Genomic DNA, 26,578 nt, shown 5'->3' with positions numbered 1-26,578 from the left:
GTAATAAAGTGCTAGTCTTTGGGGGTCAAGGGCGCGGCCAGGTTTTCGGACATCCCTCCGGAGTTGGCCGCGCCGGCGAAGAAGCAATGGGGTCCGCCATGCGCACCTTTAATCTGAGCCACATCAGAAGGCATACCGTTCTGGTTGCCGCGGGCTTGGCCATGGCCATGGGTGTCGTGGCGCTGCTGGGCTGGGTGCTGCAATTGGACATCCTGAAAAGCCTGATACCGGGCGCCGTCCAGATGAAACCCAACACGGCCGTTGGCCTGTGCCTGTGCGCCGCGGCCCTGCTCGTGGGTTTGCGCCGCCATGAAAAAAGAATGCGTTACTGGGGCTACGCCCTGGCCGCCGCCGTCAGCGCCATAGGCGCGGCCACGCTGTTTGAATACCTGTTCGCGGCGGACCTGGGGATCGATGAGCTGCTGTTTCGCGACGGGGCCAATGCCTACAACCTGGCCCCCGGCCGCATGTCGCCCTTCAGCGCCTGGACATTCTTCATGCTGGGCATAGGGCTGGGCTTTGTGCGCTGCCGCTACGCGGGCTGGCTGGCCTATGTGTGCGGCGGCCAGGTCGCCAGCATAGGCGCGGTCAGCCTGCTGGGCTACCTCTGGCATGCCAGCGAGCTGGTCACCGACGTCTGGTTGCCGCCCGTGGCGGTCAACACCGCGCTGGCCTTCACCGCCCTGGGGCTTGCCGTGGCCGCCGCGCACGCCCGTGACACCTCGCTCAGCAGCATGGAAACCGAACTCTCCCCGCTGGAGGTCAAGGTGGTGCTCGCCATGGCCGGCACGCTGGTGGTCCTGGTCGCGTCGGCCAGCTACACCTACCGCTCGGTGGTGGCCTTCACCGGGCACGCGGACCAGATGGCGGCCGGCCAGCAGCAGCGTGTCGCGGCGCTCAAAGCCTCGCTGGCGCGCGCGCAGCGTGTGACGGCCGACGCGCTGTCGGCCTCACCGGGCGCGCCGCTGCCGGCCGGCTACGGCGATGCGGGCGACTCCTTCGCCAGCGTGGTGTTGTTCGCGGAGCTCTCCCGGCTGGGGCGCGAGCTTGAAACCGCACAACAGTCGCTGCGGGGCGAGCAGGCCGGCCCCCTGGAAAAGGGCCGCACCACCATGCTGGTGTCGCTCCTCGTGACCATAGGCCTGGCGGTGGCGGTGTTTGTCGTGCTGATGGCATCGGTCAGGCGGGAGATGAGCCGCAACATCCTGGCGCGCGCGGAGATTTCCGCGCTCAACAAACACTTGGAGCAGCGTGTGCACGAGCGCGCCGCCGAGCTCAACGCCACCAACGAGCGCCTGAACACCTTCATGAGCCTGCTGGCCCATGACCTCCGGCAGCCCCTGATCTCCCTGGGCAGCTTCGGCGAACTGCTGGACCGCCGGCTGCTTGAAACCAAGGACGCGCAAGGCCGCAAGCTCATGCAGCGCATCCTGCGCGCCACCCGGCAGGTGGACGCCTGCGCCGACGCCTTGCTGGAACTGGAACGTGTCTCCAGCAGAAGCCTGTGGATACAGACGGTGGATGTCAGCGGGCTGGTGAAGGCCATGGTCGAGCAGCTGCGCGAGCAGGAGCCGGGCCGGCGGCTGAGGCTGTTTGCCGGGCCCACGCGGCCCGCGCACGCCGACCGCAGCCTGCTGGCGGTGGTGGTCTGGCATGTGGTCGGCAATGCCTGGAAGTTCAGCGCCACCCGCGACGTTTCGGAGATAGAAGTCGGCTGCGGCCGGGATGAATCCGGCGCGCCGATGTGGTGGATCCGGGACAACGGCGTGGGCTTTGACATGGCTTATGCCGACAAGCTCTTCATGCCCTTCCAGCGGCTGCACGCGGCGGACGAATTCCCCGGCCTGGGCACGGGCCTGGCGATTGTCCACGCCGTGGTGGCGCGGCACCGGGGGAGGGTGTGGGCGCATTCGGAGCCCGGCCGGGGCGCCACGTTTTTCTTCACGCTCGGCGATCCCGGCTCTCAGGCCGGGGCCTGAGGCGATGCGGCTTCAGGACAGCGAAAAAATCTTGCCCGGGTTCATGATGTTCTTCGGGTCCAGTGCGCGCTTGATGGTGCGCATCATGTCGACTGCGCCGTCGCCGGTTTCGGTCACCAGGAAGTCCATCTTGTGCAGGCCCACGCCGTGCTCGCCGGTGCAAGTGCCTTCCAGCGCCAGCGCACGTGCCACCAGCTTGTGGTTCAGCGCCTCGGCCACTTCACGCTCCTTGGGGATGGTCGGGTCAATCAGGTAGCCGAAGTGGAAGTTGCCGTCGCCAACGTGGCCCACCAGGAAGTAGGGGATACCGCTGGCGTCGACCTCGGCCACCGACTCCAGCAGGCAATCGGCCAGGCGCGAGATCGGCACGCAGGTGTCGGTCGAAATCGCGCGGCAGCCGGGCCGCGACTGGATGGCCGCGAAATAGGCGTTGTGCCGCGCCGTCCAGAGGCGCGTGCGCTCCTCCGGCGTGCTGGCCCATTCAAAGGCATTGCCGCCGTGGCCGCTGGCGAGTTCCTGCACCAGCTCGGCCTGTTCCTTCACGCTGCTGGGCGTGCCGTGGAACTCCATCAGCAGCATGGGCTCCTCGCGCAGCGTGAGCTTGGAGTGCGTGTTCACCATGCGCACCGTGTTGTGGTCTATCAGCTCCACGCGCGCGATCGGCACGCCCAGCTGTATCACTTCAATCGTGGTGCGCACGGCGGCCTCAATGCTCGGGAAGGAGCAGACTGCGGCCGAAATGGCTTCGGGCAGCGGGTAAAGCCTCACGGTGACTTCGGTGATCACGCCCAGCGTGCCTTCGCTGCCCACCATGAGGCGGGTCAGGTCGTAGCCGGCCGAGGATTTTTTGGCGCGCGTGCCGGTGCGTATGACGCTGCCGTCGGCGGTGACGACTTCCAGCGCCAGCACGTTCTCGCGCATGGTGCCGTAGCGCACGGCATTCGTTCCGCTGGCGCGCGTGGCGCTCATGCCGCCCAGGGTCGCGTCGGCGCCCGGGTCTATGGGGAAGAAGAGGCCGGTGCTTTTGACTTCTTCGTTAAGCTGCTTGCGCGTCACGCCCGGCTGCACGGTGACGGTCAGGTCTTCGGCGTTGATGGACAAGACCTTGTTCATGCGGCTCACGTCGATGCTGATGCCGCCCTGCACGGCCAGCAGATGGCCTTCCAGCGAAGTGCCCACGCCGAAGGGGATCACGGGCACGTTGTACTGGCCGGCCAGTTTGACCGCATCGGCCACGTCCTGCGTGCTTTCGGCGAACACCACGGCCGAGGGCGGCGGCGCGGCGAAGGAGGATTCATCACGGCCGTGCTGCTCGCGCACCACCAGGGCGGTGGAGCAGCGCTCGGCAAAGCGGGCCTTGAGCGCGTCTATCAGCGCCGCCGGCGTTTCGCGCTGGTGGATTTCGGGAAGCAGGTGCTGGGGAAGGGGGGCGTTCATGGGGGTCTCCGGGTCGGTGGCACAGTTTACGACGTGTGTGCCCTTTCCGCTATTTCGCCATTTTCCGCCAGGGCGGCCCGGAGACCCGCGGCCGTGGCCGCGGGAGAGTGGCATGAAAGCGGGGCGATGGTCACCCCGCGAGGGATCAGGAGCCCATGGCGGCCTTGGTGAGCTCGGCCAGCGAGATAAAGGAGTCGTGGTTGGTGTCGATCTGCTCGAAACGCTGTGCCACGGCCGGCAGGTGCTCGGCCTCCTGGCGGTCCAGTTTGCCGTCCTTGTTGGCATCAGCGCGGTTGAAAGCCGCCTCGACGTCCTTGGGGGTGGTGCGGTTTTGCGGCACGGCGCCCTGGTTGGCCGAGGGCGCCACCTGGGACGGCGGGCTGCCGGGGCTGGCCGGTGAAGGCGGGGCGGTCTGGGCCCGCGCGGCGCCGGCAGCGCCCGCGGCCAATGCGGCCACCAGCAGCACGCTGCGCAACTCAAAGCCGGGAATAGAATGTTTTGAATGTTTTACGGGGGACGTTGCCGTCGTGTGCAGGGTCATGCGAGGAGTCTTTCAAAGAGTGAACAAGCCGCCATTGCAACCCAGCCGGCGCCTCGCGGCCAGCAGTTTTTCAGGGTGTTGCCTCACTGACATGATGTCCTAGGACGACACATTTTTTTGCCTCGCGTAACGCTTGCCGCTTGGGTCTCTTATTAGTCCCTTTGCTTCATTGACTTTTCCTCATCGCGCTCACCGCGCCTTCGCACCATGGCCAACAGACTTTCACAGATCGCAACCCGCACCGGCGACAACGGCACCACCGGCCTGGGCGACAACACGCGCGTGTCCAAGGACAGCCTGCGCGTCCATGCCATGGGCGACGTCGACGAGCTGAATTCGCACATCGGCGTGCTGCTGTGCGAAGAGCTGCCGCCCGGCGTGCGCGAGCTGCTGGTGGAGGTGCAGCACCAGCTCTTCAACCTGGGCGGCGAGCTGTCCATCCCGGGCTTTGAGCTGCTCAAGCCCGAGGCCGTGGCGCTGCTCGATGAGGCGCTGGCCGAACACAACGCGAAGCTGCCGCGCCTGGCCGAGTTCATTCTGCCGGCCGGCTCGCGCGCCGCCTCGCTGGCCCATGTGTGCCGCACCGTGGCGCGCCGCGCCGAACGCGCCGTGGTGGCGCTGGGCGCGGCCGAGCCCTTGAAGGATGCGCCGCGCCAGTACCTCAACCGCCTGAGCGACCTGCTGTTTGTGCTGTCGCGCGTGCTCAACCGCATGAATGGCGGCGACGATGTGTATTGGAAGAGCGAGCGCATGGCGCGCGCGGCAAGCGAATAGCGCGGCTATTGACGCCCGCGTGCCGCATCCTTGAGATGCCGCCCGTCAGGCACTGAACAGAGGAGGAGGCTTCGATGCTCAGCCCGAACAGACGAGCGGGCGCTAGATGTCGTAGCTCGCCGCGCCCGGCTCTTCGCTCAAGGTTTTCTCGACCACGGCGCGCGTCAGCGTAGGCGCGAAGGACTCGATAAAGGCATAGACGTAACCGCGCAGGTAACTGCCGCGGCGCACCGCGAGTTTGGTCAGGTTGATGCCAAACAGCGCGCCCGCGTCCAGCGCGCGCAGGGCGGTGTCGCGCTCGGCTTCGTAGGCGATGGACGCGACGATGCCCACGCCCATGCCCAGTTCCACATAGGTCTTGATCACGTCGGCGTCCATGGCCGTCAGCACGATGTTGGGCGCCAGGCCGCGCTGGGTGAAAGCGCCGTCGATGTGCGAGCGGCCGGTGAAGCCGGTGTCGTAGGTGATCAGCGCAAAGCGCGCCAGGCTCTCCAGCGTAAGCGGGCCGTCCAGCAGCGGGTGGCCGGGCGGCACGATGACCGAATGCGTCCAGCGGTAGCAGGGCAGGGCGACGAGTTCGGGGTAGTCGTTGAGCGCCTCGGTGGCGATGCCCACGTCGACCTCGCCCGACACCAGCATGTCGGCCACCTGCTTGGGCGAGCCCTGGTGCAGGTGCAGTTTCACGTTGGGGAACTGGCTGCGGAACTCCTGCACCGCATGCGGCAGCGCATAGCGCGCCTGGGAATGCGTGGCGGCAATCGACAGCAGGCCGCTTTGCTGGGCCATGAATTCCTGGCCGGCTTTTTTCAGGTTGCTGCTCTCCAGCAGCAGGCGTTCGATGATGGGCAGCACATGGGCGCCCGGCTCGGTCAGCCCCGTCAGGCGTTTGCCGGCACGCACGAAGAGTTCAATGCCCAGCTCTTCCTCGAGTTCGCGGATCTGCCGGCTGACGCCCGGCTGCGAGGTGTGCAGGGCATTGGCCACATCGGTCAGGTTGAAATTGCATCGCACGGCCTCGCGCATGGAACGCAGCTGCTGGAAATTCATGGTGGCGAAGGCGCGGGGCGCACGGTGTTGAAGAAGGGCAAACACCGGATTGTGGGCAGGCGCCCTTATTTGAGGAACTACTGATTAGTTCGTTCTAAATCACCAAAACATCCTAAGAGCCCCGGACCCTCGCCAGCATGCGCTCCGGCAACCGGCCGGAGAAGGCGGGCAGCAGGGCGTTGATGCGCCGCGCGGCCTCTTCCTGGCAGAACTGGCGCGAGACAAGCTGGAATATTTCCCCCCGCAACAGCCACAGGTGCTGCGCGGTGCATGCGGCGTCTATGCGCCAGCGCATGCGTTCGCACATGGGCCCCTCGCAGCACTGCAGCGCTTCGTGGAGCTGAAGCCGCAGCGCCTCCAGGTGCTGCGGTTTGCCTGCCGCGGCGACGCTTTCGTGCAGCCAGCCGTGCAGCGACTTTTTCCAGGCCATGGCGGTTTCTCCTTGTGGATGGATCCGGTGCGGCGGAGGTCATCAAAACGGAAGGCCCGCCATCAGCGCACGAAGCGGCCTTCAAGGTCCACGATGGAGAGGTCGGCAAAGTCCAGGCCCGTGTGGTCGTCGGGGCCGAAACTCACCTCCAGCCCGCCCAGGTCGTAGCGCTTCATGCCTTCCAGCGCTGCTTGCAGCGTCTCGCGCGTGGGGTTTTTGCCGGCGCGCCGCAGGCCTTCCACCAGCACCTTGGCGGCGGCATAACCTTCGAGGATGGCGGGCGACAGCATGATTTTTTTGGCCTTGGCGAGCTCGGTGGCTTCCTGCACCATGGTGTAGGCGTAGGAGCGCTCGGACGGGTAGACCTGCGTGACGATGACGCCGCGTGAATACTCCCCCAGCGCCTTGACGAAGCCCTGTGATGCGTTGTTCGACAGGGTGACCACGCGCACCGACGATTTGGCGGCGCGAAGGGCCTTCACCCCCTCAGCCACGGCATTGGCCGAGCCTATCCACAGCACGGCCTGCGCATCGCTGGCCAGGATGGGCGGCACGAGCTGGCTGTAGTCGGGCTTGCTGCGGTCGGCTTTCAGGACATGCGTGGGTTTCAACTTGGCCTGGGCAAAGCCCTTGTTGGCCCCTTCCAGGCCGTCACGGCCGAAGGAGTCGTCCGCATGGACCAGGGCGATGCGCGTGATCCCCAGCGTATTCAGGTGCTCAATGGCTTTCTGGGCCTCGCGCTGGTAGGTCGCGCGCACATTGAAGACATAGCGCTGCACCGGCTGGTGGAAGACCATCGCGCCGGTGGAGGGCCCCACCAGCGGCATGCGGTTGGCCTGCAGCACGGGCAGCACGGCTTCGGTGGGCGGCGTGCCGCGCGTGAGGAACAGGGCGACGGCGCCGCGCTCGGCCAGCTTTTGCGCGTTCTCGGCGGCGAGCTTGGGGTCGAACTTGTCGTCCATGGACACCAGCTCCAGTTGCTGGCCCGCGATACCGCCCTTGGCGTTCACCGCATCCAGCCACAGGCGGGCCCCGTCGGTTGTCTCCTTGACGCCCGCGGCCACGGGGCCGGTGAACCCGGCCGTCTGGCCGATCAGGATTTGTGCGTGTCCCGTGCCGCACAGGGCGGCCGCCAGCAGCGCCGCCGCGCATCTTAGAAGTGTTTTCGTGTCCATTTGTTACCTTTGCGCCTTATGTCGCCGAACGATAGGGACGAATACTCATAAGATCAAATACGATAGAAACGGCTTTTCCAGACGAAAAAAATATGGCGCCAATGCTGGCGCTGGTCTGGGTGAATGCGGCTGGAAGCGGCTTGCCGCCTCACTCCGCGTGGGTGAGCAAGCTGCCGCGAAAGCCGCAGGCGCCTGCCCGTCCGCCGGCCATGAAGGGCAGCCATTGGCAAGCGCCGGGGCGCTTGCCCGGCGCGGGCAATTCGTTGCTATTCGTAAGCCGGCCGCTTCAGCCCGGCTGCAGCATCGCCATGGTGATGCGTGAGACGCAGGTCAGCTCGCCCGCGTCGTTGTGCAGGTCTATCTGCCAGACCTGGGTGCTGCGGCCTATGTGCACCGGGCGCGTGGTGCCCGTGACCCAGCCGCTGGTCGTGCCCTTGAGGTGGTTGGCATTGATGTCCAGCCCCACGGCGCGATGGCCCGCCGGTGCCGCGAAGGCCGCGCCGCAGGAACCCAGGGTTTCGGCCAGCACCACCGACACGCCGCCGTGCAACAGGCCATAGGGTTGCACCGTGCGGCGGTCCACCGGCACCCGCGCGCGTATGAAGTCGTCGCCGACCTCCAGGAACTCTATGCCCAGGTGCGTCACCGCGCTGTCGGCGTTGGCGGCGGTGAGCAGTGCGACGGAGATGGGTTGTTTCCAGATACGCATGGTGATGGGGCTTTCTCGGCTATCAGGACTATAAGCTTGCGGCCTACAGCAGGTGGGCCACTTGTCGCCTCGGCAACAGCGGCGCCAAGGCCTAAGCTGGCCTGCATGAGGGACATGATTTGATGACACGCGCGAACAAGTGGCTGATGGGCCTGGGCATTACGGCCGTGCTGCTGGGTGCCGCCTGGCTTGCGCTGCTGCGCTGGCTGCCGTCCGACGAAGAGCTGGCGCGCCGCGCTTCCATCGAACTGGAGGCCCGGCTGGGCACCAAGGTGCGCGTGGGCGCGCTGCACTGGCGGCTGCTGCCTTCGCCCGCCGTGGTCATCGAAGATGTCGCGACCGAGCAAGCCCAGCCCATACTGATTAAAAAACTCACCGCCTATCCCGACGTATTCGCGCTGGCGCAGCGCCGCGTCAAGATAGACCGGGCCGACCTGGAAGGCGCCGTGGTGCCCCAGCTCTCGCTGCACGGCCTGGGCAGCGGGCGCGAGAAGGAAGAGACGGCGGCCGAAGAGCTGCCGCTCGCGCGGTTCGTGTTTCGCGACCTGACCTGGGTTTCGCGGCGCGGCATCGCGGTGGTCTACGAGGGCGAAGTTGATTTCGATCCCGGCTGGCGCCCGCGCAAGGCCGAGCTGCGCCGGCCCGGTTTCAAGCCCGCCACCGACCTGAGCCTGGCGCGCCAGGGCCAGGAGGATCGCTGGGCCGCGCGCATCCATGTGGGCGGGGGCACGGCCAACGGCGAAGTCAGGCTGGACTTTCGTGCCAATGGCCGCATGCACCTGGAGGGCACATTGCAGCCGCAGGGCGTGGAAGTCGAGACCATGATGGCGGCGTTCAACCGCCGCTCCGTCATCGCGGGCAAGGCCTCGGGCGAGACCACGCTCTCGGCCAACGGCGACACGATGGGCGAGCTCGCGCGCTCGCTGCACACGCGCACGCCCTTCAGCATCGGCAAGTCCACCCTGCTGCGCTTTGACCTGGACAAGGCCGTGCGCAGCGCCGGCAGGGAGCACGCCGGCCAGACGCCGCTGGACTCCGTCACCGGCCAGCTCGAGACGCAGAACACACCGCAGGGCATGGTGGTCACCTATACAGATCTCAAGGCGACCTCGGGCTCATTGAGCGCCTCGGGCCAGGCCAAGGTCGCCAACCGCCAGATCGAGGCCGAGTTCGCCGTCGACCTGGTGGACGGCATTGTCGGCGTCCCGCTCAGCGTCAGCGGCCCGCTCGACAACGTCAAATTCTCGGTGCCCAACAGCGCCATCGCGGGCGCGGTGGTCGGCACGGCCGTGCTGCCGGGCGTGGGCACGGCCATAGGCGCGCGCATAGGGGCCACGCTGGGAAAAATTTTCAGCCCCGGGCCGGCGTCGCCCGCGTCCGCGCCACCGGCCAAACCTGCCACCAAAGCCCGCTGAGAAGCCGCGGAGCGGATACCCCGCCTCGCCCAAAGCCTTTGCCAGCCCCCGCAGGCGGCAAGCGCGTAAAATCGTCCGCGAATCCCGCGCGCCGTTTGTAAGTCCTTGCTTTTGCATGGGCTCACCACCGGCAACGATCTTGCCCCTCCCACCAAGGCCCCTGACATGCCTCAGCCGCTCTCCGCCGTACCCACGCCCCTGGAACGCGCGCTTGACCAGAACGAGTCCGTGAAAGACACCGTGGAACAGTCGGCCGCCGAACTGCTGGTGATCAACACGGTGCTCAAACAGGAAATCCCGCCGCATGTGCAAAGCGGCGATGTCGCCCAGGCGCTGGAAAAAACCGATGCCCTGGAAACCCGCATCCAGGAGTCCGCCGAAGACCTGGCCCAGGTCAACGAGGTGCTGGAGCAGCAAATCGACGAGCGCGCCGACCTGGAGCGCGAACTCAGGGCCACCAAGGCCGCCCTGGCCAAGGCGACAGGGCAAGCTCAGGCCAAATAAGTAAGGCGGCGGCCCACGCGGCCTGTCCCTGATCGCCCCCGTTGTTGAACGGTTTATCAGGGTTATTACCTAGAATCCATTACACTCCGGTGCTCACGCTGCCGGCTCGCGCTTTTGCGCCGGGCGGTGGCCAGTTGTTCACCCCCAAGGCCGCACGGCCTTGTTCTTCCGGCTTCACGGCCGCCCCCTTGGAGATTCTTCGCGATGTTTCGCCGCCGCTTCCTTTCGCTTGCCCCTCAAATGGCTGCCCTTGCCGCCGCCCCTGCTTTTATCCGCAATGCCTATGCCCAGGACGGCCTGACCGCCAAGGCCGTCACCATAGGCTGCACGGGTGCGACCAGCGGCCCGCTGGCCGGTGTCGGCGCAGAACTCAAACAAGGCGTGGACGCCGCCATGGGCCAGATCAACGCCAAGGGCGGCGTGAACGGCCGGGTGCTGCAGTTCCAGATGATGGACGATGCCTACGTGCCGCAGCGCAGCGCCGACAACGTCAAGAAGATGATCGGCGACGGCAGCATTTTTGCGCTGATGTCCTGCGTCGGCACGCCCAACAACACGGCCATCGTGCCGCTGATTGAAGAATCCAACCTGCCTTACGTCGGCCCGCGTTCGGGCGCTTCCTCGCTGCGCAAGCCCGGCATGCGCAACGTGTTCCATGTTCGCGCCAGCTATACCGACGAAACCCAGCGCCTGGTGCAGCGTATCGTGAGCATGGGCATCAAGGACCTGGCCGTCGTCTACCTGGACAACGACTACGGCAAGGAAGTGCTGGTCGACGTCGGCCGCGCGCTGCAGGCGCAGGGCGTCAAGGCCGCGACGCAGGCGGCGCTCGCCGTGGACGGCAAAAACCTCACCGAGGTCGTGAACCAGGTCGTCGCGGGCAAACCCGGCGCCGTGCTGCTGGGCACCGCGGGCTCGGTGTCCGTCGGCCTGATCAGCGCGCTCAAGAAGGCGTCGCCCATGCTGCCGATCGCGGGCCTGAGCGTCACGCTGTCGGGCGACGGCATCAAGGCACTGGGCGCGGCCGGTTCCGGCCTGGCGCTGACCATGGTCTTCCCCGACCCGTACCGCGCCAAGCTGCAGGTGGTGCGCGACTACCAGGCCGCCATGCGCGCCATCGGCCAGCAGGAGTTCTCGCCCGTCAGCTTTGAGAGCTACATCAATACCCTCGTCATGGCCGAGGGCCTGGAGCGCGCCGGCCGCGAGCTGACGCGCGCCAAGCTGCGCAACGCGCTGGCCGGCCTGCAGAAGTTCGACCTCGGCGGTTTCAGCGTCGACTACGCCGCGCCGCCGTTTGCGGGCTCGAAGTTTGTGGAGCTCGGCGTGCTGGGCGCCGGCGGCCGCTTTATCGGTTAAACGGCCAGGCCGCAAGTTAAAAAGCCCCGGCGGGTGATGCACCCGCCGGGGCTTTTTTGTGGGGGCCGACTCAGTGTTTGCGGTTGAGCAGCGCGTACAGCAGGATGGCGCCGAAGGTGGCCGTGCCTATGCCGCCCAGCGCGAACTGGCCGAAACGCAGCGTGAAGTCGCCGGTGCCCAGCACCAGGGTGATGGCCGCGACGATCAGGTTCTTGTTGTCCGAGAAGTCGACCTTGTTGTCGACCCAGATCTTGGCGCCTGCCACGGCGATCAGGCCGAACACCACGATGCTCACGCCGCCCATCACCGGCAGCGGGATGGCCTGGATCAGCGCGCCGAACTTGGGGCTGAAGCCCAGCAGCACGGCGATCAGTGCCGCCACCACAAAGACGGCCGTCGAGTAGATCTTGGTCGCGGCCATCACGCCGATGTTCTCCGCGTAAGTCGTCACGCCCGTGCCGCCCGCGACGCCCGAGACCATGGTGGCCACGCCGTCGCCGATAAAGGCCCGGCCCATGTAGACGTCCAGGTTCTTGCCGGTCATGGCTGTCACCGCCTTGATGTGGCCCAGGTTTTCGGCTACCAGGATGATGGCCACCGGCGCGATCAGCAGCATGGCGCTGGCGTTGAACACCGGCGTGGTAAAGCCCGGCAGGCCTATCCAGGCCGCATTGGCGATGCCCGAAATGTCTATCGGCTTGCCCAGGCCCAGGCCGTTGGTGAGCACCGCATAAATCACGCTGGCCACGATCAGCCCGACCAGGATCAGCAGGCGCTGCACCATGCCGCGCGTCATCACCGCCACCAGGGCCACGCTGACAAAAGTCACCAGCTGCATCCACGCGTCGAAATTGCCGGCCGCCATGTTCTTGACCGGGATGCCGGCCAGGTTCAGGCCTATCACCGCCACCACCGCGCCCGTGACCACCGGCGGCATGAAACGCTCTATCCAGCCCGTGCCTATGGCCTGCACCACCACGCCTATCAGTGTGTAGAGCGCGCCGCAGGCGATGATGCCGCCCAGCGCCACGCCCAGGTTGGCGTTGGGCCCCTTGCCGGCATAGGCCGTGGCCGCAATCACCACGCCGATAAAGGCAAAGCTTGAGCCCAGGTAGCTGGGCACCTTGCCGCCGGTGACGAGGAAAAAGATCAGCGTGCCTATGCCGCTCATCAGGATGGCGATGTTGGGATCAAAGCCCATCAGGATGGGCGCCAGCACCGTGGCGCCGAACATCGCGATCACGTGCTGCACGCCCATGACCGCGGTCTGTGGCCAGGGCAGGCGTTCATCGGGGCCTATGACCCCGCCTTGCTGCAGTACCGCGCTGCTTTTCTCCGTCCAGTCCAGCATTCCCATCATGTCTCCTCAATATAAAAGTGAGGCAATGCTAGGGGGAATGCGCGTGCCGCACAAGGGCGGGTGCGTCGCGCAGGCGCCGCTCAGGCGAGGAAGGCGGCCACTTCGCGCAGCACTTCCTCGTCCTTGAGGATCTTGCGGTGGCCCAGGCCCTCGGTCGCCATGAGGCGAGCACCGGCAATGGCTTCGCTGTAGGCCACGCCGTCGGCGAAGCGGTTGATGCTGTCGTGGCGGTCATGCACCACCAGCGTGGGCAGGCTGATGCGCGGGCCGACCGCGGCGGGCTCGAACTGCGGCATCAGGATACCTTCGCGTGCTTCTATGCGCCTTTGCATCGCTGCCCGCGTCGATTCGGCCAGGCCGAACACATGAGCGAACAGCCGTGTGTATTCCAGCGGCGAGGCCGGCGGCGCCAGCAGCACCAGGCGGCCGGCCGCCAGCCCGCGGCTGGCCGCGTAGGCACCGGCATTGGCGGCCAGCGAATGTGCGACCACCGCGCGCAGCGTGTGGCCTTGCTGCTGCAGCCGCGCCGCCACGTATTCGAGTACACGCGCGAATTGCGGCAGGTTGCTGACCGAGCCGCTGCTGCGGCCGTGCGCCGGCATCTCGACGATCACGGGGCGCAGGCCCTGCGCGCTGAGCCGCTCGGCCAGCGCCAGCATTTGCCCGGCATGGCCGCCCCAGCCGTGCACCAGCAGCACCACCGGGCCGTGCGGTGCGATGGGACGCGAATACAGCGTGAGGCCGGCATCCTCGAAGGGCCATTGCTCGATGTGCCAGTCGGGGCTCCAGCCACGGCGTCGGCTGATCCACTTGGGCGGCAGCGGCGTGCCAAACAGCCGGTAGGCCGCGCGCACGGCCAGCGCCGGCCACAGCTGCTGCGAAGCGCCCAGGCCCCAGCGGAAGATGCGTGTCAGGGGGCTGGCGTTGTAAAAGGCCGTGGTGGCCTGCAGGGAGGTGCGTGTCATGGCGTCGTGCTCCGCGGTTTCAGTACCAGATCCAGTCTTCGTTGCTGCGCGGCAAACCACGCAGCGAAGCCAGGGCCGCCTTCACGGCGCGAACGCCGAGGAATACGCCTAAACCAATAATCAGGATCAACATGATTTCCTCACTTCTCCGCACAGTCGTGCGAAATTAGAATTTACTGACACATGCGGAAATGGCGTTGCCGCCTGTTTCCGCGCTTTTTCCTAGTCTTTATTGTGGGTTGCTCGCCTCGGTCTGGTAGCTTCGCAGCAGGCGCTTCCAGGATGCCTGGGCCCGGTCGGCCGCGCGGTTGTCGCGCAGGAAACGGGCATCGTGCAACAAGCCCATGGACAGGGCGTAAATCTCGGCCACCAGCTGCTCGGGGTCGGTGTCGGCCTGCAGGTGGCCGGCCTCCACCGCCTGCATCACGGTGCGGCGCAGGGCAGCGCGCCAGCGGGTGATTTCACCCAGCAGCGTGTCGCGCAGCTCGCCTTCGCGGTCATCCAGCTCGAAGGCGCCCGCGGTGTAAATACAGCCCGACTGGATTTCCACGTCGCGCATGCGGACTATCCAGCGCTGCACGATGGCGTCCAGGCGCGGCAGGCCCTTGGGCTGCTGCATGGCGGGCACAAACACATCGGCGATAAAGCGCCGGCCGAACTCCTCGATCACGGCTTTTTGCAAGGCCTCGCGCGAACCTATGCGCGAGAACACGCCGCTCTTGGAAATCCCGATGCGGTCGGCCACGGCCTGCAGCGTGATGGCCTCCAGGCCTTCCGCGGCGGCCAGGTCTATGCCCGCGCCAATGATGGCGGCGCGGGTCATTTCGCTTTTCTGGGTTTTGGCGTCCATGGCGCGGATATTAGCACGATTGTGCGAAAGTACAATCCCATGCCCGCAACCCGGGTTTTGGCCTTCTAGCAGGCTGCAGTGCAGTCGATCTCAATGTCAAAGTGCCCTGGCCAGGCAGGCACACAGACAAAAATCCGGGCCGGCGGGTCTTTGGGAAAGTAACGGGAATAGATGGTATTGACCGCCGCGAACTTCTCGACCGAGGTGCAATAGACATTGCATTTGAGCACTTGGTCCAGCGAGGAGCCCGCCGTTTCCAGGCACAGCTTCATCTGTTCCAGCACCAGCTCGGTCTGGCGTTCAAGAGAGGCGTGGATGACTTCGCCCGTGGCCGGGTCAAAAGGGGGCAGGCCCGATACGTAGACGGTGCCGTTATGGCGCGTGACGACCGAGGTGGGCGCCTTCCATCGTTCCAGGTAGCTGGAAAGGGGCTCGACACGAATAACTTCTTTGGCCATGGCGGTGTTCCGGTGGGTATGCAGGGATTTCTGCTGTTTTAACCGGCAACTGCGTGGCCGTGCTTCGCGCCAGGACGAAGCATGGATGCGGTGCCGCCAGGCCACCGCTATCGCCGGCGCTTGCTCGCCGGGGTCGGGCTCTTGGGCATCAGTCCGACAGCCGCCCTGGCCAGGGCATCGGCTTCCCGGTTGCGGTGGCGCGGTATCCATACCAGCCGCGTCGATGCGAAAGACCGCAGCATGGCACGTACCTCGTCAAACAGCGGGGCCAGTCGTAAAAAAGGTTCCACGGCGGTTCCCGCGAGTTGTTCCACGACCACGCTGTTGTCGCAGTGGATCAGCAGCGTGGTCGCCCCGCGCTGCCTGGCTTCCTGCAGCGCCGCCATCAGCGCGCGCAACTCCGCCTCGTTATTGCAGCCCCGGCCCTCCGCCAGGGCGGACAGCGGGTGGCGGATGCCGTCGGGCGCGGTCAGCACCGCGCCCAGGCCCATGCGGCCGGGATTGGGCACGGCGCTGCCGTCGCAGTGAATCGTCCAGGCTGGGTCGGTCAATCAATACTTTCTGGCGTGGGGCGGTACATGGCCGCCAGCCAATATATACGCCACGGCCCCTTCGCGGCTGGCCGCGTTCGCCCGACTTGGTTTATGGTTGCGTCCATGCTTCAAATACGCCATTACCAGAACTGGCTGCAGGCCACACGCGGCCTGTCTTTCGACAGCTATGAGGCGCTGTGGCGCTGGTCGGTGACGGACATCGACGCCTTCTGGCAAAGCATCTGGGACTACTTTGAGGTCCAGTCGCCCACCGCGCACACGGCCGTGCTGGGCCGGCGCGCCATGCCGGGCGCCGAATGGTTTCCCGGCGCGCAGGGCAATTACGCACGGCAGGTGTTCCGCCATGCGGCCGCCGCCGAGGCGGCCGGTGTGCCCGCCATCCTGAGCCATGGCGAGGACAGCCTGGCCAGGGGCGAGCCGGCGCGCCAACTGGGCTGGGCCGAGTTGCGCCGGCAGTCGGCCTCGCTGGCCCTACACCTCAAGGCACAAGGGGTCCAACCCGGCGACCGCGTGGCCGCTTACCTGCCCAACACGCCCGAGACCATGGTGGCTTTTCTCGCGACGGTCAGCCTGGGCGCCGTCTGGAGCGTCTGCGCGCCCGACATGGGCACGCCCGCCGTGCTGGACCGCTTTCGCCAGATAGCGCCCAAGGTGCTGATCGCCTGCAACGGCGTGCACTATGGCGGGCGCGACATGGCGCGCGGTGAGGCGGTGGCCGAATTGGTGGCTGCCCTGCCCAGCGTCACGCATGTGCTGATCCACGAGATCCTGCCGTCTTCGGGCTTGCCGACCGGCCGTGCAAGCTTCGCGCAGGCCGTCGCGCGCAACGATGAACAAACCGCGGCCTTTGAACCGCTCTGGCTGCCCTTTGAGCATCCGCTGTGGATCGTCTATTCCAGCGGCACCACCGGCCTGCCCAAGCCCATCGTCCACGGCCACGGCGGCGTGGCGCTGGTGGGGCTGGCGCTGCTGCGTCTGCACAACGACCTGGCGCCCAGCCATGCCGACCCGGCGAAGCCGGAACGCTTTCACTGGTACAGCTCTACCGGCTGGATCATGTGGAATGTGCAGGCCGCCAGCCTGCTCAACGGCACCACTTGCTGCATTTACGACGGCAACCCGGCCGGCACCAACAAGGACAAGCCCGACTGGACCACGCTGTGGCGTTTTGTCGCCAACACGGGCGCGACTTTTTTTGGCGCGGGCGCGGCCTTTTTTGCCAACTGCATGAAGGCGGGCATAGACATTGCGCAATGTGGGGACCTGGGCCGGCTGCGCACCCTGGGAACGACGGGCTCGCCCCTTAGCGAGGACACGCAGCGCTGGGGCACGGCGCAATTCGCGAAGATTGGAAACCCGGACGTGCGCCGCGCCGGGCCGCCCCAAGCAAGCACAGCCCCATCCTCAACAGAAAGGGGCAGCGAAACGCCGGAGGCACACGAAGTGAAAAGCGTGGGGGCTCCAATATGGTGGTGCAATATTTCGGGGGGCACAGACTTCGCCGGTGCATTCATAGGCGGCAACCGCGAACTGCCCGTGGTTCCCGGCGAAATGCAATGCCGCATCCTGGGCTGCGCCGTCGAGGCCTGGAACGACAAGGGCGAGTCCGTGGTCGATGAAGTCGGCGAACTGGTCTGCACCCAGCCACTGCCTTCCATGCCGCTGTATTTCGTCGGCGACAAGGACAATCAGCGCTACCTCGCGAGCTACTTCGACACCTACCCCGGCGTCTGGCGCCACGGCGACTGGCTCAAGGTCACGCGCTCGGGTAGCTGCATCATTTACGGCCGCAGCGACGCCACCATCAACCGCCACGGCCTGCGCATGGGCACCAGCGAGCTCTACAGCGCCATCGAAGCCCTGCCCGAGGTGCTGGACTCCATGGTGGTCGACCTCGAATACCTGGGCCGCGAAAGTTATATGCCGCTATTTGTCGTGCTGCGCCCCGGGCACGAACTTGACGAGGCGATGAAGGCCAAACTCAGCCAGGCCGTCAAGACCGCGCTGTCGCCGCGCTTTGTGCCCAACGAGATCCTTGCCGTGCCGGAAATTCCGCGCACCCTCTCCGGCAAAAAGCAGGAGCTGCCGATCAAGAAGCTGCTGTTGGGCCAGCCGCTGGAGAAAGTCGTGAACCGCGACGCCATGGCCAACCCCGGCTGCCTGGACTGGTATGTGGACTTCGCGCGCCGGCGTGCCGCAAGCAGCGATTCGCGGGCTTGAGCCGGGGAGGTATCACACCCGCGCGCGCAACCACTGCGCCAGGTCCACCATGACCCGCAAGCCGACGGGCGATACCGCCGTGAAATGGATGCAGGCATGAATGGCCTCGGGGTAGTGCCGGTGTGCCACCTCCACGCCCGCAGCGGCCACGCGCCGCGCGAGGGCGTGGCCTTCGTCGCGCAGCGGGTCGTGGCCCATGGTCGCCACCCAGGTGGCGGGAAGGCCGGCCAGGCCGCCTGAATCGAGCAAGGCAAAGTCAGGGTGCTTTTGCGCATCCACCTGCTCGCCCAGGTAGCTGGCCATAAACCATTGCATCACGCCCATGCTGAGGAACTTGCCTTCGTTCTCTTCGTAGGACGCACTGGGCTGGTCGGGATGCTGTGCCACCGGGTAGATCAGGCCCAGGGCGCGCACGGCCTCGGCCTTCACGCGGCGCGCCGCCACCAGTGCCAGCTGCGCACCGGCGCTGTCGCCGACCATGGCGATGCGGCTGGCATCGCCGCCCAGCGCAGCAGCGTTCGCGAGCACCCAGCGCAGGGCGGCCTCGACGTCGTCAGGCGCGGCGGGGAAGGGGTGCTCGGGCGCCAGCCGGTAGTCCACCGCCACCACCAGCATGCCGGCGTGGTAGCACAGCGTGCGGCAGACCTTGTCGTGGGTCTCCAGGTCGCCGATCACAAAACCGCCGCCATGCGCGTACAGCAGCACGGGCCAGGGGCCGGTGGTGTCGGGGCTGTACACACGCAGGCGCAGCGGGCCGCCCGGCCCGGGGATGCTGCTGTCGTTCACCTTGCCTATGGCCGGAGCCGGCAGGCCCAAGGTGTCGGCCAGTTCGCGGTACACCTGCCGCGCGATGGCGGGGGGCAGGCTTTCCAGCGGCGGGTTGCCCTGCGCAGCGGCCTGGGCCAGAAAGCCGGCCAGGCCGGGGTCCATGGGAGCCGTCTCGAGTACGGTGGGGATGGCAGGTGCGGTCATTACAGTCCTTCGCAGTTCAAAGTTGCAGTACAAGGGCCAGCGCGGAACCAGCTTTGCCGGGCCGCAGGTGGCGCCCCCTGGGGGGAGGCGCCACAGGCGCTTCGGGGGGTTATCTGAGTAGCTTTCCATCGCGTGCCCGCATGCCGATCTCGACATGCTCCGAGGCGTGGTGCCGTTCCTTTCCAAACAGCAGCCTGACGCCGCCCAGGTCCAGCGCGCCCAGGCTCTCCATCGCCTCGCCCAGTCGCTGGCCGTCGGCGCGCGGGCCAGCACGGCGCAAGGCCTCGGTGCAGACGCGCAGGTTCAGGTAGGACTCCAGGCCCTCGAAGGTCAGCGCCTCGGGGCCTATAAAGGCGTCGGCATCGCGCTCGAGTTCGCGCACGATGGGCAGGCGGGCCACCTCGGGATTCGGCACCACGCTGGTGTAGCCCACGAGCCGGTTGCGAAACAGCCGCGTGAGCTGCGTGAGCCCCGCCGTCGACAAGGTGGCGACGGTGGACGGTGCGCTGTCGTAGGCCGAGGCCGGCAGCCGGCCCAGCGCATCGAGCACCTCGTTGCCCAGGTTCAGCACCAGGGCCTGCGGCGCGGCTTTCGCGATGTCCTGGAAGGCCTTGTCGATGGTCTCCAGGCGCGTGTCGGTCGTGATGCGTGTGAGCTGCCGGCCCTTGCCCTGCAAGGCCGCCGTCAAGGCCTCGGTGCGCGCCGGCTCGGAGTCATCGGCCAGCAGCACCACCTTTGAAACGCCAATCGATGCAAGCTGGCGCGCCAGTGCCTCGGCCTCCCTGGCATCATCCGGCCGCAGGCTGAACACATGGCGAACCTCGGGGGCGCGAAGGGCCAGCGCGCCCGACATCGGGCCGACCAGCGGCACACGCAGCTCGCGCGTGGCTTGGGTGGCCTCCAGGCAGGCCCGCTCGCCCAGGCAGTTCACGATGAGCGCCGCCTTGTGCTGGCGCACCAGGGTTCGCAGGTTGGCGGCCACACGCCGGCTGTCGCCGCCGTCGTCCAGCGTCACCAGCTCCACGGGACGCCCGAGAATGCCGCCCGACGCATTGACACGTTCCACGTGGGCGCGGGCACCGGCCAGCACGCGGTTGGCGACCGGAAAGCCCGCACCGGTCAGCGGCAGCGATTGCCCGATGACGATGGGCTCGGGCGCGGCCCGGCTTGCCATGCAGGCGCTGAGCAGCATCGCCGCGGCCAGCAGTGTGCGCCGGCTCATGCCGGCACACCCGCGCCGGCCGGCTTGGGCCTGGCGAAGGCCGGGGCCGGCCGCAGCAGGAAGTAGGCCAGCGCCGGCAGCAGCACCAGCGCCCCCACCATGTTCCACACAAACATAAAGGCCAGCAGGATGCCCATGTCGGCCTGGAACTTGATCGGCGAAAAAGCCCAGGTGCCCACGGCCAGCGCCAGCGTGATGCCGGTGAGCAGCACCACGCGGCCGGTGAACTGCAGCGCATGGTGGTAGGCGTCGGACAGGCTGGCGCCTTCGCGCATGCGGGCCAGCGTGATGCTGAGCACATAAAGCGCGTAGTCCACGCCTATGCCCACACCCAGCGCGATGACCGGCAAGGTGGCGACCTTGACCCCCATGCCCAGGCCTACCATCAGCGCCTCGCACAGGATGGAGGTCAGCACCAGCGGCAGCACCGCCACCACCACCGCGCGCCAGGAGCGGAAAGTGATCCAGCACAGCACCACCACGGCCGCATACACCCACAGCAGCATCTCGCGCATGGCCTTGCCCACCACGATGTTGGTGGCGGCCGCGATGCCGGCGCTGCCCGCCGCGAGCTTGAAGCTGACCTCTGGTGTGTTGTTGACGGCCGCGAAGCGTTCCACGCCGTCCACCACTTGCGCCAGCGTTTCGGCCTTGTGGTCCTTCAGGTACACATAGAGGGCCAGGAAGGAGCAGCTCTGGTTGAAGAGCTCGCGCGGCGCGCGCGTCTGCACGCCGCCCAGCGCGCCTTCGTTGGGCAGCAGCTCAAACCATTTGAAGTTGCCTTCGTTGTAACCCACCATGGCCAGCTTGGAGAGCGCGGCCATGGAGTTGGTGGATTCCACGCCGGGCAGTTGTTCCAACCGCCAGGCCAGGGCATCGACCTTGGCCAGGGTTTCATAGGCCGTGCATTTGTCCGCGGGTGTGGTCACCATCACCGTCAGGATGTCGGCGCTGGCCGCGTAGTGGGCGATCTGGTAGGCGTTGTCCTGGTTGTAGCGCGAGCCCGGCCGCAGCTCGGAGGCGCCGGCATCCAGGTCGCCTATCTTCAGGTGCAGGCTGGCGGCATAGCCGCCCGCGGCCATCAGGGCCGCGACTGCCACGGCCGCCGTGGCCCAGCGCTTTTGCGTGAAATGGTCGAGCAAGGCCCACAGCCATGAACGCCGGCCTTGCTGTCCCTGCTGCTCGGTTTCCTGGCGCAGGCTGCGCGCCGCGGCGGCCGGCGCCACGCCCGCATAAGAAAGCAGTATGGGCAGTAGCACCAGGTTGCTGAAGATCAGCACCGCCACGCCTATGCTGGCGATCAGCGCCAGGTCCTGGATGACCTTGATCTGGATGATGACCAGCACCGCGAAGCCCACGGCATCGCAGAGCAGGGCGGTCAGGCCGGCCACGAAGAGGCGCCGGAAGGTGTAGCGCGCGGCCACCACGCGGTGCGTGCCGCGGCCTATGTCCTGCATGATGCCGTTCATCTTCTGCGCGCCGTGGCTCATGCCGATGGCGAACACCAGAAAGGGCACCAGCACCGAATAGGGATCGAGTTCGTAGCCCAGCAAGGCCAGCAGGCCGAACTGCCAGACCACCGCCACCAGCGAGCAGGCCACCACCAGCGCGGTGCTGCGCTTGCAGCGGGTGTAGCCGTAGAGCACCACGGTGGTGATGGCCAGGGCCAGCAGGAAAAACAGCAGCACCTGGTGCAGGCCCTCGATCAGGTCGCCCACCACCTTGGCGAAACCGGTCACGCGGATCTGCAGCGTGTCGCTGCCGTACTTGGCGCGCAAGGCCTCGATCTGGCGCGACAGCTCGCCGTAGTCCAGCGCCTGGCCGGTCTCGGGGTTGCGGTCCAGCAGGGGCACAAACACGATGCTGGACTTGAAGTCGCCCGCCACCAGCTGGCCTATCTCGCCCGAGCGCTCGACGTTGGCGCGCAGCCCGGCCAGGCTCGCGGGTGAGCCGTCATAGGCGTCGGGGATCACCGGCCCGCCGTCCAGGCCTTCCTCGGTCACGGCCACCCAGCGCGTGTTGGAGGTCCAAAGCGACTTCATGAAGGGCCGGTCCACGCCGGGCAGCAAAAAGATCTCGTCATTGACCTTCTGCAGCGCATCGAGGTAGGCCTTGTCGAAGATGGTGCCTTGTCTGGCCTCCACCACCAGCCGCAGCGCATTGGCCTGGCCGCCCAGGTCGGCCTTGTGGGCCAGGTAGTTGACGATGTAGGGGTGGCCGGTGGGAATGGTTTTTTCAAAACTCGCGTTGAGCCGCAGCTTGGTCGCCTGCCAGCCCAGCAGCAGGGTGAGCAGCACGCAGACGGCCATGACCCAGGGCCGGTGATTAAAAAAGACGCGCTCGAGCAGGGTGCCCGAGCGCGTGTCGAAATCCTCCAGCCGTGCAACGACGGGTTGGGTGGGCTGGAGATCAGGAGAGGAAGCGGAGGAGGAATCGGCGTGCATGACTTTGAGAGAGCTCTTTTTTCAGTTGGCAGGCAGTTGCACGCGCCGCATGCCGCGCAGGCTGGCCAGCACCAGGGCGCCATCGGCGGCCAGCGCGGCGCCGGAGACCGGCACGGCTTCGCGCGCCGGGATGCGCTTCAGGGCGGGCCCGTTCTCGGCGCCCAGCAAGGCATCACCGGCCTGGCTCAGCAGCACAAAACCGCCGTCAGGCAAAGCCAGGCCGGCACCGACGGCCATGGGCACACCGGTGTCCAGCTTGTCCCAGTGCTGCCCTTCATCGCCGGAGCGCCAGGCCGTGCCGCGCAGGCCGTAGGCCACCAGCGCGCCGGCGCGTGTCTGCAGCAGGCCGAAAAAACTGCCCTTGTAGGGCGAGGCCAGCGCGCTGAAACTCGCGCCGCCGTCGCTGGAGCGCAGCAGCAGGCCCTGCTCGCCGGCAACCACCAGCGTGCGGCCGCGCGCGCGCACGCCATAGAGGTGCAGGCTCTTCGGATTCGGCAGCCGCGGCCCCAGCGCCGTCCAGCTCTTGCCGCCGTCCGTGGTGGCGAACATCAGGTTGTAGGCGCCCACGGCAAAGCCGCGCTGCGCGTCCATGAATTCCAGGTCAAAAAACGGTTTGTCCGCGCCTTCTTCCACCAGGCGCTGGGCCTGCGCCATGGCGGCGTCGTCGCCCGTGCGCTGTGCGGCCTGCTTCACGAGTTCCGCCGCCTGCACGCCGTCAAGCTGTTTGTGCCAAGTGGCGCCGGCGTCGTCGCTGCGCAGGATGACGCCCAGGTGGCCGGCGGCCCAGCCGGTGCGCGCATCGGCAAAACACACGGCCGTCAGGCTGGCCTGCACCGGCACCTGCGCCTGGCGCCAGCTCGCGCCGTGGTCGTCCGACAGCAGCACCGTGCCGCGCTCGCCGACAGCCACCAACCGGTCGCCGGCCCGCGCCACGGCCAACGTGGCCGCGCCCAATGCCTTGGGCGTGAGCAGTGCGGCCTGCGACAGCACGGCCGGCACGCTGGCCGCCCATGCGGGAAGCATGGCTGCGCCGCCCAGCAAGCCCGCCAGGGCAGCCTGCCGGCGCGTGACTCCGGCCATCAGCGCGCGCCTTCGCTGGAGAGCGACTCGGCGCTGAAGAAGGAGCGCGGAATCGGCGGCTGCACCTCGTACTGCTTGGGCAGCTCGTTGGAGGCCATGTTCAGGTAGTAGGCGCCGGTCTGCATGTCATAGCCGCCCCACAGCACGACGTTGCTCACCGCCGGGATGTCCGGCGCCGTCAGCATCAGCGCATAGTTGGTGCGCCAGAGCTGGCCCTTGGCGTCCCAGCCGTCGAACAGCGCGATCTGCCAGGAGTCCTCGTCGATGTAGTACTTGCGTTTGGGCACCACGTGGCGCTTGCCGGCCGCCAGCGTGGCCTCGACTTCCCAGACGCGGTGCAACTCCCAGCGCACCTGCGCGGGGTTCAGCGTGTTGGGCGTCACCAGGTCCTCGATCTTCGCGGAGGCGGCGCGGTTGTTGTTGTAGGGGATGTAGATTTCTTTTTTGCCCACCAGCTTGAGCTCGTGTTTGTCGATAGGGCCGAACAGCGTGAAGGCCTCGTCGAACAGGCCTATGCCGGAGGTCACCGAGTCGGGCGTGTCGTAGGCCACCGAAGGCGCCTTGCGCACGCGGCGCTGGCCCACCAGGTACTGCCACAGGCCGCGCGGCGCGGCTTCCGAGACGCCGTCGAGTGCCAGGATGGCCTCGCCCGCCTTGGAGCCCGGCGCGTTGACCACCAGCTTGCCGTACTGGTAGTAGCCGTCGAACTTTTCGGCACTGCCGTCCTTGTCGTAAAAGGCCTGGCGTATGGTCTGCGTGCCGCCAGAGGCCATGGTGCGTTTGCCGTCGGAAGTCACCACCCACACGCGCATGGGCATGGAGAAGTTGCCGCCGCGCCAGGCCGTGCGCTGGTTCCACATGGCTTCATAACCGTCCTTGGGAATGGGAAACGGTATGCCGCCGAAAGCGCCTTCCATGCCGTAGCCGCCTTCAATCGTCTTGGCCCGGGTGGCGTTCTTGAAGGTGTTGTCGTACACCGACTGCGGCGCCGCCGCCGTGCGGTGCGTGGGGTAGACGTCAATGCGGAAGTCGGGGTACTTCTTCATCAGCGCCTGCACGCCGTCGGTCAGCTTGTCGGCATGCTGCGCCATGTTCTTGGCGTTGATCGACAGGAGGGGTTTTTCGCTGGGGTAAAGGTCGGGCCGCGCGTCGCCGTTCTTGTAGCCTGGCGTGGCCTTGGTCAGGCCCCCTTCCCAGGGCGGGATGCTGCCGTCCTTGTTGCCGGCTTTTTCGGCGCCCATGGGCGTCAGGGTGGATTTGAGTTTGGAGGCTTCTTCGGCGGTGACGCCGGCCTGGGCGGACATGGCGCCGGCCAGCAGGGCTGCCATGAGCAATGAGTGTTTTGCGGTCTGCATCATGATGGTTGTCTCGGTGGTGTTATCGAAAAGTCGGAAACTCAGAAAGTGCGGGAAGCGGTGAAGGAAACGTAGTTGCGGTCTTTCAGGCTTTGGCCGTAGGACAGCATGCGGGTGGGCGTGCTCGGGTCGGTCACGGTCAAGGTGTTTTCCTTGCCGAAGAAGGCCGTGTAGTTCAGCGCGAAGTTCCAGACGTTCTGGTATTTGCCCTTGATGCCTATGCTCACGTCGCCCGCCTTGCTGGCGCCGCCGGCGAAGTTGATGACGGCCGAGGAGCGGCCGCCGAAGTTGTAGCCCAGGCCCAGCGGGATGGACAGGTCCAGGCCGGGCAGCACCTGGAAGTACTGCGGCTCAAAAATCATGCGGAAGGCCGCTGCGTCGCGCGTGGCATTCGGGTCCAGCCCGCCGAAGCCGACGGCGCTGGGGTTTTTGCTCACGCTCAGCAGCCGGTTCCAGGCCAGCTCCGCCACCAGGGCACCGCCGTCCCACAGGCTGGACTTGTTGAGCACATAAATGCCCGAGAGGTTGATGTGCGCCGTCCTGCCGGTGGCATAGCAGGGGTTGGCGGCCGAGCCGTCGCAGTTGGCCGGCGGCATGAAGGGCGCGCCGCCCAGCACGGCCGGGTCGCTGGCCAGCGGGGCGTTGCTGCGCAGCGAGCCTTCGAGTGCCCAGTTGAGCTGGCCTATGGACGAGGTGACGCTGGCACCTATGGTCTTGATGCCCTTGGCATAGACGTTGTGCACATTGCCGTTGATCAGGTCGAACACCGGCACGGCCGGGGTCTTGTCGTTGTAGCGCGCCGCGTACAGGCCGAACTCATAGTTGCTGCCGGCCGGGGCCCAGCGCAGCTGCGCGCCGAACTGGCCGCTGTCACCCGGCTTCTGGTCGCGGCTGGTGTCGGTGGGCAGCACCGGCCCGCCCAGGTAGACGCGGCCGCCGCCTATGTAGTCCTGGTTGGAGAAATAGCTGCCGACGCCGGGGATCTTGCTGGGCCGCCACTTGAGCTGGTAGTAGCCGCCCAGTGTCAGGCCTTCGGCCACCTGCAGCGTGCCGGATATCTGCTCCACCGGCAGCAGCACTTCCTTGAACTGCCAGTTCGGCACCGAGACGATCTTGGCGATGTCCACCGGGCCTTGCGCGTTGGCGATGCCGTTCTGGCCGAAGAACACGCTCTCGCCGTACTGCAGCGCGTGTTTGCCCACGCGTATCGAGGCCGGCATGCTGCCGATGGAGCCCTTGCCCCAGACAAAGGCATCAAGGAATTCGTCGCCGCGGCCGTGCTGGTCCCGGGTCGCGGGCACAAACTGGTTGGCGGGCTGGCCCGCGAAGTTGCTGACGCCGGCCGTGCCGTCGTTGGCATTGGCGCGCAGGTATTGCGAGTCGTACCAGGCCGAATGGCTGATGCGCAGGCCCCAGTTGCTGCGGCTGTAGTCGAACTCGGTCAGCAGGTCGGCGCGGTTGGAGATCAGGCCCTTCTTGAAGTTGAGGTCGCCGTCGTTCTCGTTGGTCACGCCGCCGTCGCCGCGGGCGGCCGGCGAGGTCAGCAGCGCCGACGGATCCTTGAGCCGCCAGGCCAGGCTGTACTTGGGCGTGAAGTCCAGCCGGATCTTGGTGTCCGGGTCGCCGGAGTCCAGCTCAAAGGCATGGGCCGGCAGCGTGCAGGCCAGGCAACTTAGCGCCAGCGTGCTGAGCCGGAAGGGGGTGAATAACTGGGTCATGGTTTTTGTCTCC

23 protein-coding genes are annotated in these 26,578 nt (G+C 66.8%); 6 read left to right on the top strand and 17 right to left on the bottom strand.

What is annotated here, in order from left to right; translation table 11 throughout:
- Window positions 1–98 precede the first annotated feature (98 nt).
- Window positions 99–1,979, top strand: coding sequence for a sensor histidine kinase (locus tag ACEN9P_RS10920; protein WP_495621956.1), 1,881 nt, complete (start codon window positions 99–101; stop codon window positions 1,977–1,979).
- Window positions 1,980–1,991: 12 nt separating this feature from the next.
- On the opposite strand, the gene ACEN9P_RS10915 is transcribed toward ACEN9P_RS10920, so the two are convergent.
- Together ACEN9P_RS10915 and ACEN9P_RS10910 are read right to left on the bottom strand one after the other, a co-directional pair.
- Window positions 1,992–3,416 (bottom strand): FAD-binding oxidoreductase, encoded by a 1,425-nt coding sequence (locus ACEN9P_RS10915; protein ID WP_495621955.1) that lies wholly within the window; start codon window positions 3,414–3,416, stop codon window positions 1,992–1,994.
- 145 nt (window positions 3,417–3,561) lie between these two features.
- On the bottom strand, window positions 3,562–3,957 hold the full coding sequence (locus ACEN9P_RS10910; RefSeq protein ID WP_495621954.1) for an EF-hand domain-containing protein: 396 nt from the start codon (window positions 3,955–3,957) through the stop codon (window positions 3,562–3,564).
- 207 nt (window positions 3,958–4,164) lie between these two features.
- On the opposite strand from ACEN9P_RS10910, the gene ACEN9P_RS10905 reads away from it, so the two are divergent.
- Window positions 4,165–4,731, top strand: coding sequence for a cob(I)yrinic acid a,c-diamide adenosyltransferase (locus ACEN9P_RS10905; protein ID WP_495621953.1), 567 nt, complete (start codon window positions 4,165–4,167; stop codon window positions 4,729–4,731).
- 102 nt (window positions 4,732–4,833) lie between these two features.
- On the opposite strand, the gene ACEN9P_RS10900 is transcribed toward ACEN9P_RS10905, so the two are convergent.
- From ACEN9P_RS10900 to ACEN9P_RS10885, 4 genes are all read right to left on the bottom strand, one after another.
- Window positions 4,834–5,778, bottom strand: coding sequence for a CysB family HTH-type transcriptional regulator (locus ACEN9P_RS10900; RefSeq protein WP_074578479.1), 945 nt, complete (start codon window positions 5,776–5,778; stop codon window positions 4,834–4,836).
- A gap of 112 nt (window positions 5,779–5,890) precedes the next feature.
- Window positions 5,891–6,208, bottom strand: a complete 318-nt coding sequence (locus ACEN9P_RS10895) for a hypothetical protein (RefSeq protein WP_495621952.1) — start codon at window positions 6,206–6,208, stop codon at window positions 5,891–5,893.
- Between the two features lie 62 nt (window positions 6,209–6,270).
- Window positions 6,271–7,383 carry an ABC transporter substrate-binding protein gene (locus ACEN9P_RS10890; RefSeq protein ID WP_495621951.1) on the bottom strand — a complete coding sequence of 371 codons (1,113 nt, stop codon included), beginning with the start codon at window positions 7,381–7,383 and terminating at the stop codon, window positions 6,271–6,273.
- A gap of 286 nt (window positions 7,384–7,669) precedes the next feature.
- The gene (locus tag ACEN9P_RS10885) at window positions 7,670–8,092 is read right to left on the bottom strand and encodes a hotdog fold thioesterase (RefSeq protein WP_477662630.1); all 423 of its coding nucleotides are present in this window, start codon (window positions 8,090–8,092) and stop codon (window positions 7,670–7,672) included.
- A 122-nt stretch (window positions 8,093–8,214) separates the two neighbouring features.
- Here ACEN9P_RS10885 and ACEN9P_RS10880 point away from each other — a divergent pair, with 122 nt between their 5' ends.
- From ACEN9P_RS10880 to ACEN9P_RS10870, 3 genes are all read left to right on the top strand, one after another.
- Entirely contained in the window at window positions 8,215–9,507 is a 1,293-nt protein-coding gene (locus tag ACEN9P_RS10880; protein ID WP_495621950.1) for an AsmA family protein, read from the top strand.
- A gap of 165 nt (window positions 9,508–9,672) precedes the next feature.
- Window positions 9,673–10,011, top strand: coding sequence for a hypothetical protein (locus tag ACEN9P_RS10875; RefSeq protein ID WP_477662628.1), 339 nt, complete (start codon window positions 9,673–9,675; stop codon window positions 10,009–10,011).
- A 204-nt stretch (window positions 10,012–10,215) separates the two neighbouring features.
- Entirely contained in the window at window positions 10,216–11,367 is a 1,152-nt protein-coding gene (locus ACEN9P_RS10870; RefSeq protein WP_477713966.1) for an ABC transporter substrate-binding protein, read from the top strand.
- Window positions 11,368–11,437: 70 nt separating this feature from the next.
- Here ACEN9P_RS10870 and ACEN9P_RS10865 read toward each other — a convergent pair whose 3' ends face one another.
- The 5 genes from ACEN9P_RS10865 to ACEN9P_RS10845 all read right to left on the bottom strand — a co-directional run bounded on the left by ACEN9P_RS10865 (window position 11,438) and on the right by ACEN9P_RS10845 (window position 15,551).
- Window positions 11,438–12,724 (bottom strand): solute carrier family 23 protein, encoded by a 1,287-nt coding sequence (locus tag ACEN9P_RS10865; protein ID WP_495622166.1) that lies wholly within the window; start codon window positions 12,722–12,724, stop codon window positions 11,438–11,440.
- Window positions 12,725–12,807: 83 nt separating this feature from the next.
- Window positions 12,808–13,692 carry an alpha/beta hydrolase gene (locus tag ACEN9P_RS10860; protein ID WP_495621949.1) on the bottom strand — a complete coding sequence of 295 codons (885 nt, stop codon included), beginning with the start codon at window positions 13,690–13,692 and terminating at the stop codon, window positions 12,808–12,810.
- Window positions 13,693–13,921: 229 nt separating this feature from the next.
- Window positions 13,922–14,542, bottom strand: coding sequence for a TetR/AcrR family transcriptional regulator (locus ACEN9P_RS10855; protein WP_413330077.1), 621 nt, complete (start codon window positions 14,540–14,542; stop codon window positions 13,922–13,924).
- A 65-nt stretch (window positions 14,543–14,607) separates the two neighbouring features.
- Window positions 14,608–15,000 carry a RidA family protein gene (locus tag ACEN9P_RS10850; RefSeq protein ID WP_495621948.1) on the bottom strand — a complete coding sequence of 131 codons (393 nt, stop codon included), beginning with the start codon at window positions 14,998–15,000 and terminating at the stop codon, window positions 14,608–14,610.
- Window positions 15,001–15,107: 107 nt separating this feature from the next.
- Window positions 15,108–15,551: a ribonuclease HI family protein gene (locus ACEN9P_RS10845; RefSeq protein WP_495621947.1), complete on the bottom strand. Its 444-nt coding sequence runs from the start codon at window positions 15,549–15,551 to the stop codon at window positions 15,108–15,110.
- A gap of 105 nt (window positions 15,552–15,656) precedes the next feature.
- On the opposite strand from ACEN9P_RS10845, the gene ACEN9P_RS10840 reads away from it, so the two are divergent.
- Window positions 15,657–17,774, top strand: a complete 2,118-nt coding sequence (locus tag ACEN9P_RS10840) for an acetoacetate--CoA ligase (protein WP_495621946.1) — start codon at window positions 15,657–15,659, stop codon at window positions 17,772–17,774.
- 12 nt (window positions 17,775–17,786) lie between these two features.
- Here ACEN9P_RS10840 and ACEN9P_RS10835 read toward each other — a convergent pair whose 3' ends face one another.
- From ACEN9P_RS10835 to ACEN9P_RS10810, 6 genes are all read right to left on the bottom strand, one after another.
- Complete coding sequence (locus ACEN9P_RS10835; protein WP_495621945.1) at window positions 17,787–18,746, bottom strand: alpha/beta hydrolase; 960 nt, start codon at window positions 18,744–18,746, stop codon at window positions 17,787–17,789.
- Window positions 18,747–18,855: 109 nt separating this feature from the next.
- The gene (locus tag ACEN9P_RS10830; protein ID WP_495621944.1) at window positions 18,856–19,968 is read right to left on the bottom strand and encodes an ABC transporter substrate-binding protein; all 1,113 of its coding nucleotides are present in this window, start codon (window positions 19,966–19,968) and stop codon (window positions 18,856–18,858) included.
- Window positions 19,965–22,412, bottom strand: a complete 2,448-nt coding sequence (locus tag ACEN9P_RS10825) for an efflux RND transporter permease subunit (RefSeq protein ID WP_495621943.1) — start codon at window positions 22,410–22,412, stop codon at window positions 19,965–19,967. Before ACEN9P_RS10825 ends, ACEN9P_RS10830 begins: the two co-directional genes overlap by 4 nt.
- A gap of 21 nt (window positions 22,413–22,433) precedes the next feature.
- On the bottom strand, window positions 22,434–23,492 hold the full coding sequence (locus ACEN9P_RS10820; protein WP_495621942.1) for a WD40/YVTN/BNR-like repeat-containing protein: 1,059 nt from the start codon (window positions 23,490–23,492) through the stop codon (window positions 22,434–22,436).
- Complete coding sequence (locus ACEN9P_RS10815; RefSeq protein WP_495621941.1) at window positions 23,492–24,850, bottom strand: DUF1329 domain-containing protein; 1,359 nt, start codon at window positions 24,848–24,850, stop codon at window positions 23,492–23,494. The genes ACEN9P_RS10820 and ACEN9P_RS10815 overlap by 1 nt, the downstream gene beginning before the upstream one ends.
- A 38-nt stretch (window positions 24,851–24,888) precedes the next feature.
- Entirely contained in the window at window positions 24,889–26,565 is a 1,677-nt protein-coding gene (locus ACEN9P_RS10810) for a DUF1302 domain-containing protein (protein WP_495621940.1), read from the bottom strand.
- Window positions 26,566–26,578: the final 13 nt, after the last annotated feature.

This window comes from Polaromonas sp. Polasp52 (assembly GCF_059491565.1).
Note: the sequence above shows the minus strand (reverse complement) of the source record. Positions and strands in the feature narration are given on the sequence as shown.

What these genes read in the sequence shown, in the direction of transcription:
- ACEN9P_RS10920 (WP_495621956.1), top strand. Translation starts at nt 99, where the DNA reads ATGCGCACCTTTAATCTGAGCCACATCAGAAGGCATACCGTTCTGGTT.
- ACEN9P_RS10915 (WP_495621955.1), bottom strand. Translation starts at nt 3,416, where the DNA reads ATGAACGCCCCCCTTCCCCAGCACCTGCTTCCCGAAATCCACCAGCGC.
- ACEN9P_RS10910 (WP_495621954.1), bottom strand. Translation starts at nt 3,957, where the DNA reads ATGACCCTGCACACGACGGCAACGTCCCCCGTAAAACATTCAAAACAT.
- ACEN9P_RS10905 (WP_495621953.1), top strand. Translation starts at nt 4,165, where the DNA reads ATGGCCAACAGACTTTCACAGATCGCAACCCGCACCGGCGACAACGGC.
- ACEN9P_RS10900 (WP_074578479.1), bottom strand. Translation starts at nt 5,778, where the DNA reads ATGAATTTCCAGCAGCTGCGTTCCATGCGCGAGGCCGTGCGATGCAAT.
- ACEN9P_RS10895 (WP_495621952.1), bottom strand. Translation starts at nt 6,208, where the DNA reads ATGGCCTGGAAAAAGTCGCTGCACGGCTGGCTGCACGAAAGCGTCGCC.
- ACEN9P_RS10890 (WP_495621951.1), bottom strand. Translation starts at nt 7,383, where the DNA reads ATGGACACGAAAACACTTCTAAGATGCGCGGCGGCGCTGCTGGCGGCC.
- ACEN9P_RS10885 (WP_477662630.1), bottom strand. Translation starts at nt 8,092, where the DNA reads ATGCGTATCTGGAAACAACCCATCTCCGTCGCACTGCTCACCGCCGCC.
- ACEN9P_RS10880 (WP_495621950.1), top strand. Translation starts at nt 8,215, where the DNA reads ATGACACGCGCGAACAAGTGGCTGATGGGCCTGGGCATTACGGCCGTG.
- ACEN9P_RS10875 (WP_477662628.1), top strand. Translation starts at nt 9,673, where the DNA reads ATGCCTCAGCCGCTCTCCGCCGTACCCACGCCCCTGGAACGCGCGCTT.
- ACEN9P_RS10870 (WP_477713966.1), top strand. Translation starts at nt 10,216, where the DNA reads ATGTTTCGCCGCCGCTTCCTTTCGCTTGCCCCTCAAATGGCTGCCCTT.
- ACEN9P_RS10865 (WP_495622166.1), bottom strand. Translation starts at nt 12,724, where the DNA reads ATGGGAATGCTGGACTGGACGGAGAAAAGCAGCGCGGTACTGCAGCAA.
- ACEN9P_RS10860 (WP_495621949.1), bottom strand. Translation starts at nt 13,692, where the DNA reads ATGACACGCACCTCCCTGCAGGCCACCACGGCCTTTTACAACGCCAGC.
- ACEN9P_RS10855 (WP_413330077.1), bottom strand. Translation starts at nt 14,542, where the DNA reads ATGGACGCCAAAACCCAGAAAAGCGAAATGACCCGCGCCGCCATCATT.
- ACEN9P_RS10850 (WP_495621948.1), bottom strand. Translation starts at nt 15,000, where the DNA reads ATGGCCAAAGAAGTTATTCGTGTCGAGCCCCTTTCCAGCTACCTGGAA.
- ACEN9P_RS10840 (WP_495621946.1), top strand. Translation starts at nt 15,657, where the DNA reads ATGCTTCAAATACGCCATTACCAGAACTGGCTGCAGGCCACACGCGGC.
- ACEN9P_RS10835 (WP_495621945.1), bottom strand. Translation starts at nt 18,746, where the DNA reads ATGACCGCACCTGCCATCCCCACCGTACTCGAGACGGCTCCCATGGAC.
- ACEN9P_RS10830 (WP_495621944.1), bottom strand. Translation starts at nt 19,968, where the DNA reads ATGAGCCGGCGCACACTGCTGGCCGCGGCGATGCTGCTCAGCGCCTGC.
- ACEN9P_RS10825 (WP_495621943.1), bottom strand. Translation starts at nt 22,412, where the DNA reads ATGCACGCCGATTCCTCCTCCGCTTCCTCTCCTGATCTCCAGCCCACC.
- ACEN9P_RS10820 (WP_495621942.1), bottom strand. Translation starts at nt 23,492, where the DNA reads ATGGCCGGAGTCACGCGCCGGCAGGCTGCCCTGGCGGGCTTGCTGGGC.
- ACEN9P_RS10815 (WP_495621941.1), bottom strand. Translation starts at nt 24,850, where the DNA reads ATGATGCAGACCGCAAAACACTCATTGCTCATGGCAGCCCTGCTGGCC.
- ACEN9P_RS10810 (WP_495621940.1), bottom strand. Translation starts at nt 26,565, where the DNA reads ATGACCCAGTTATTCACCCCCTTCCGGCTCAGCACGCTGGCGCTAAGT.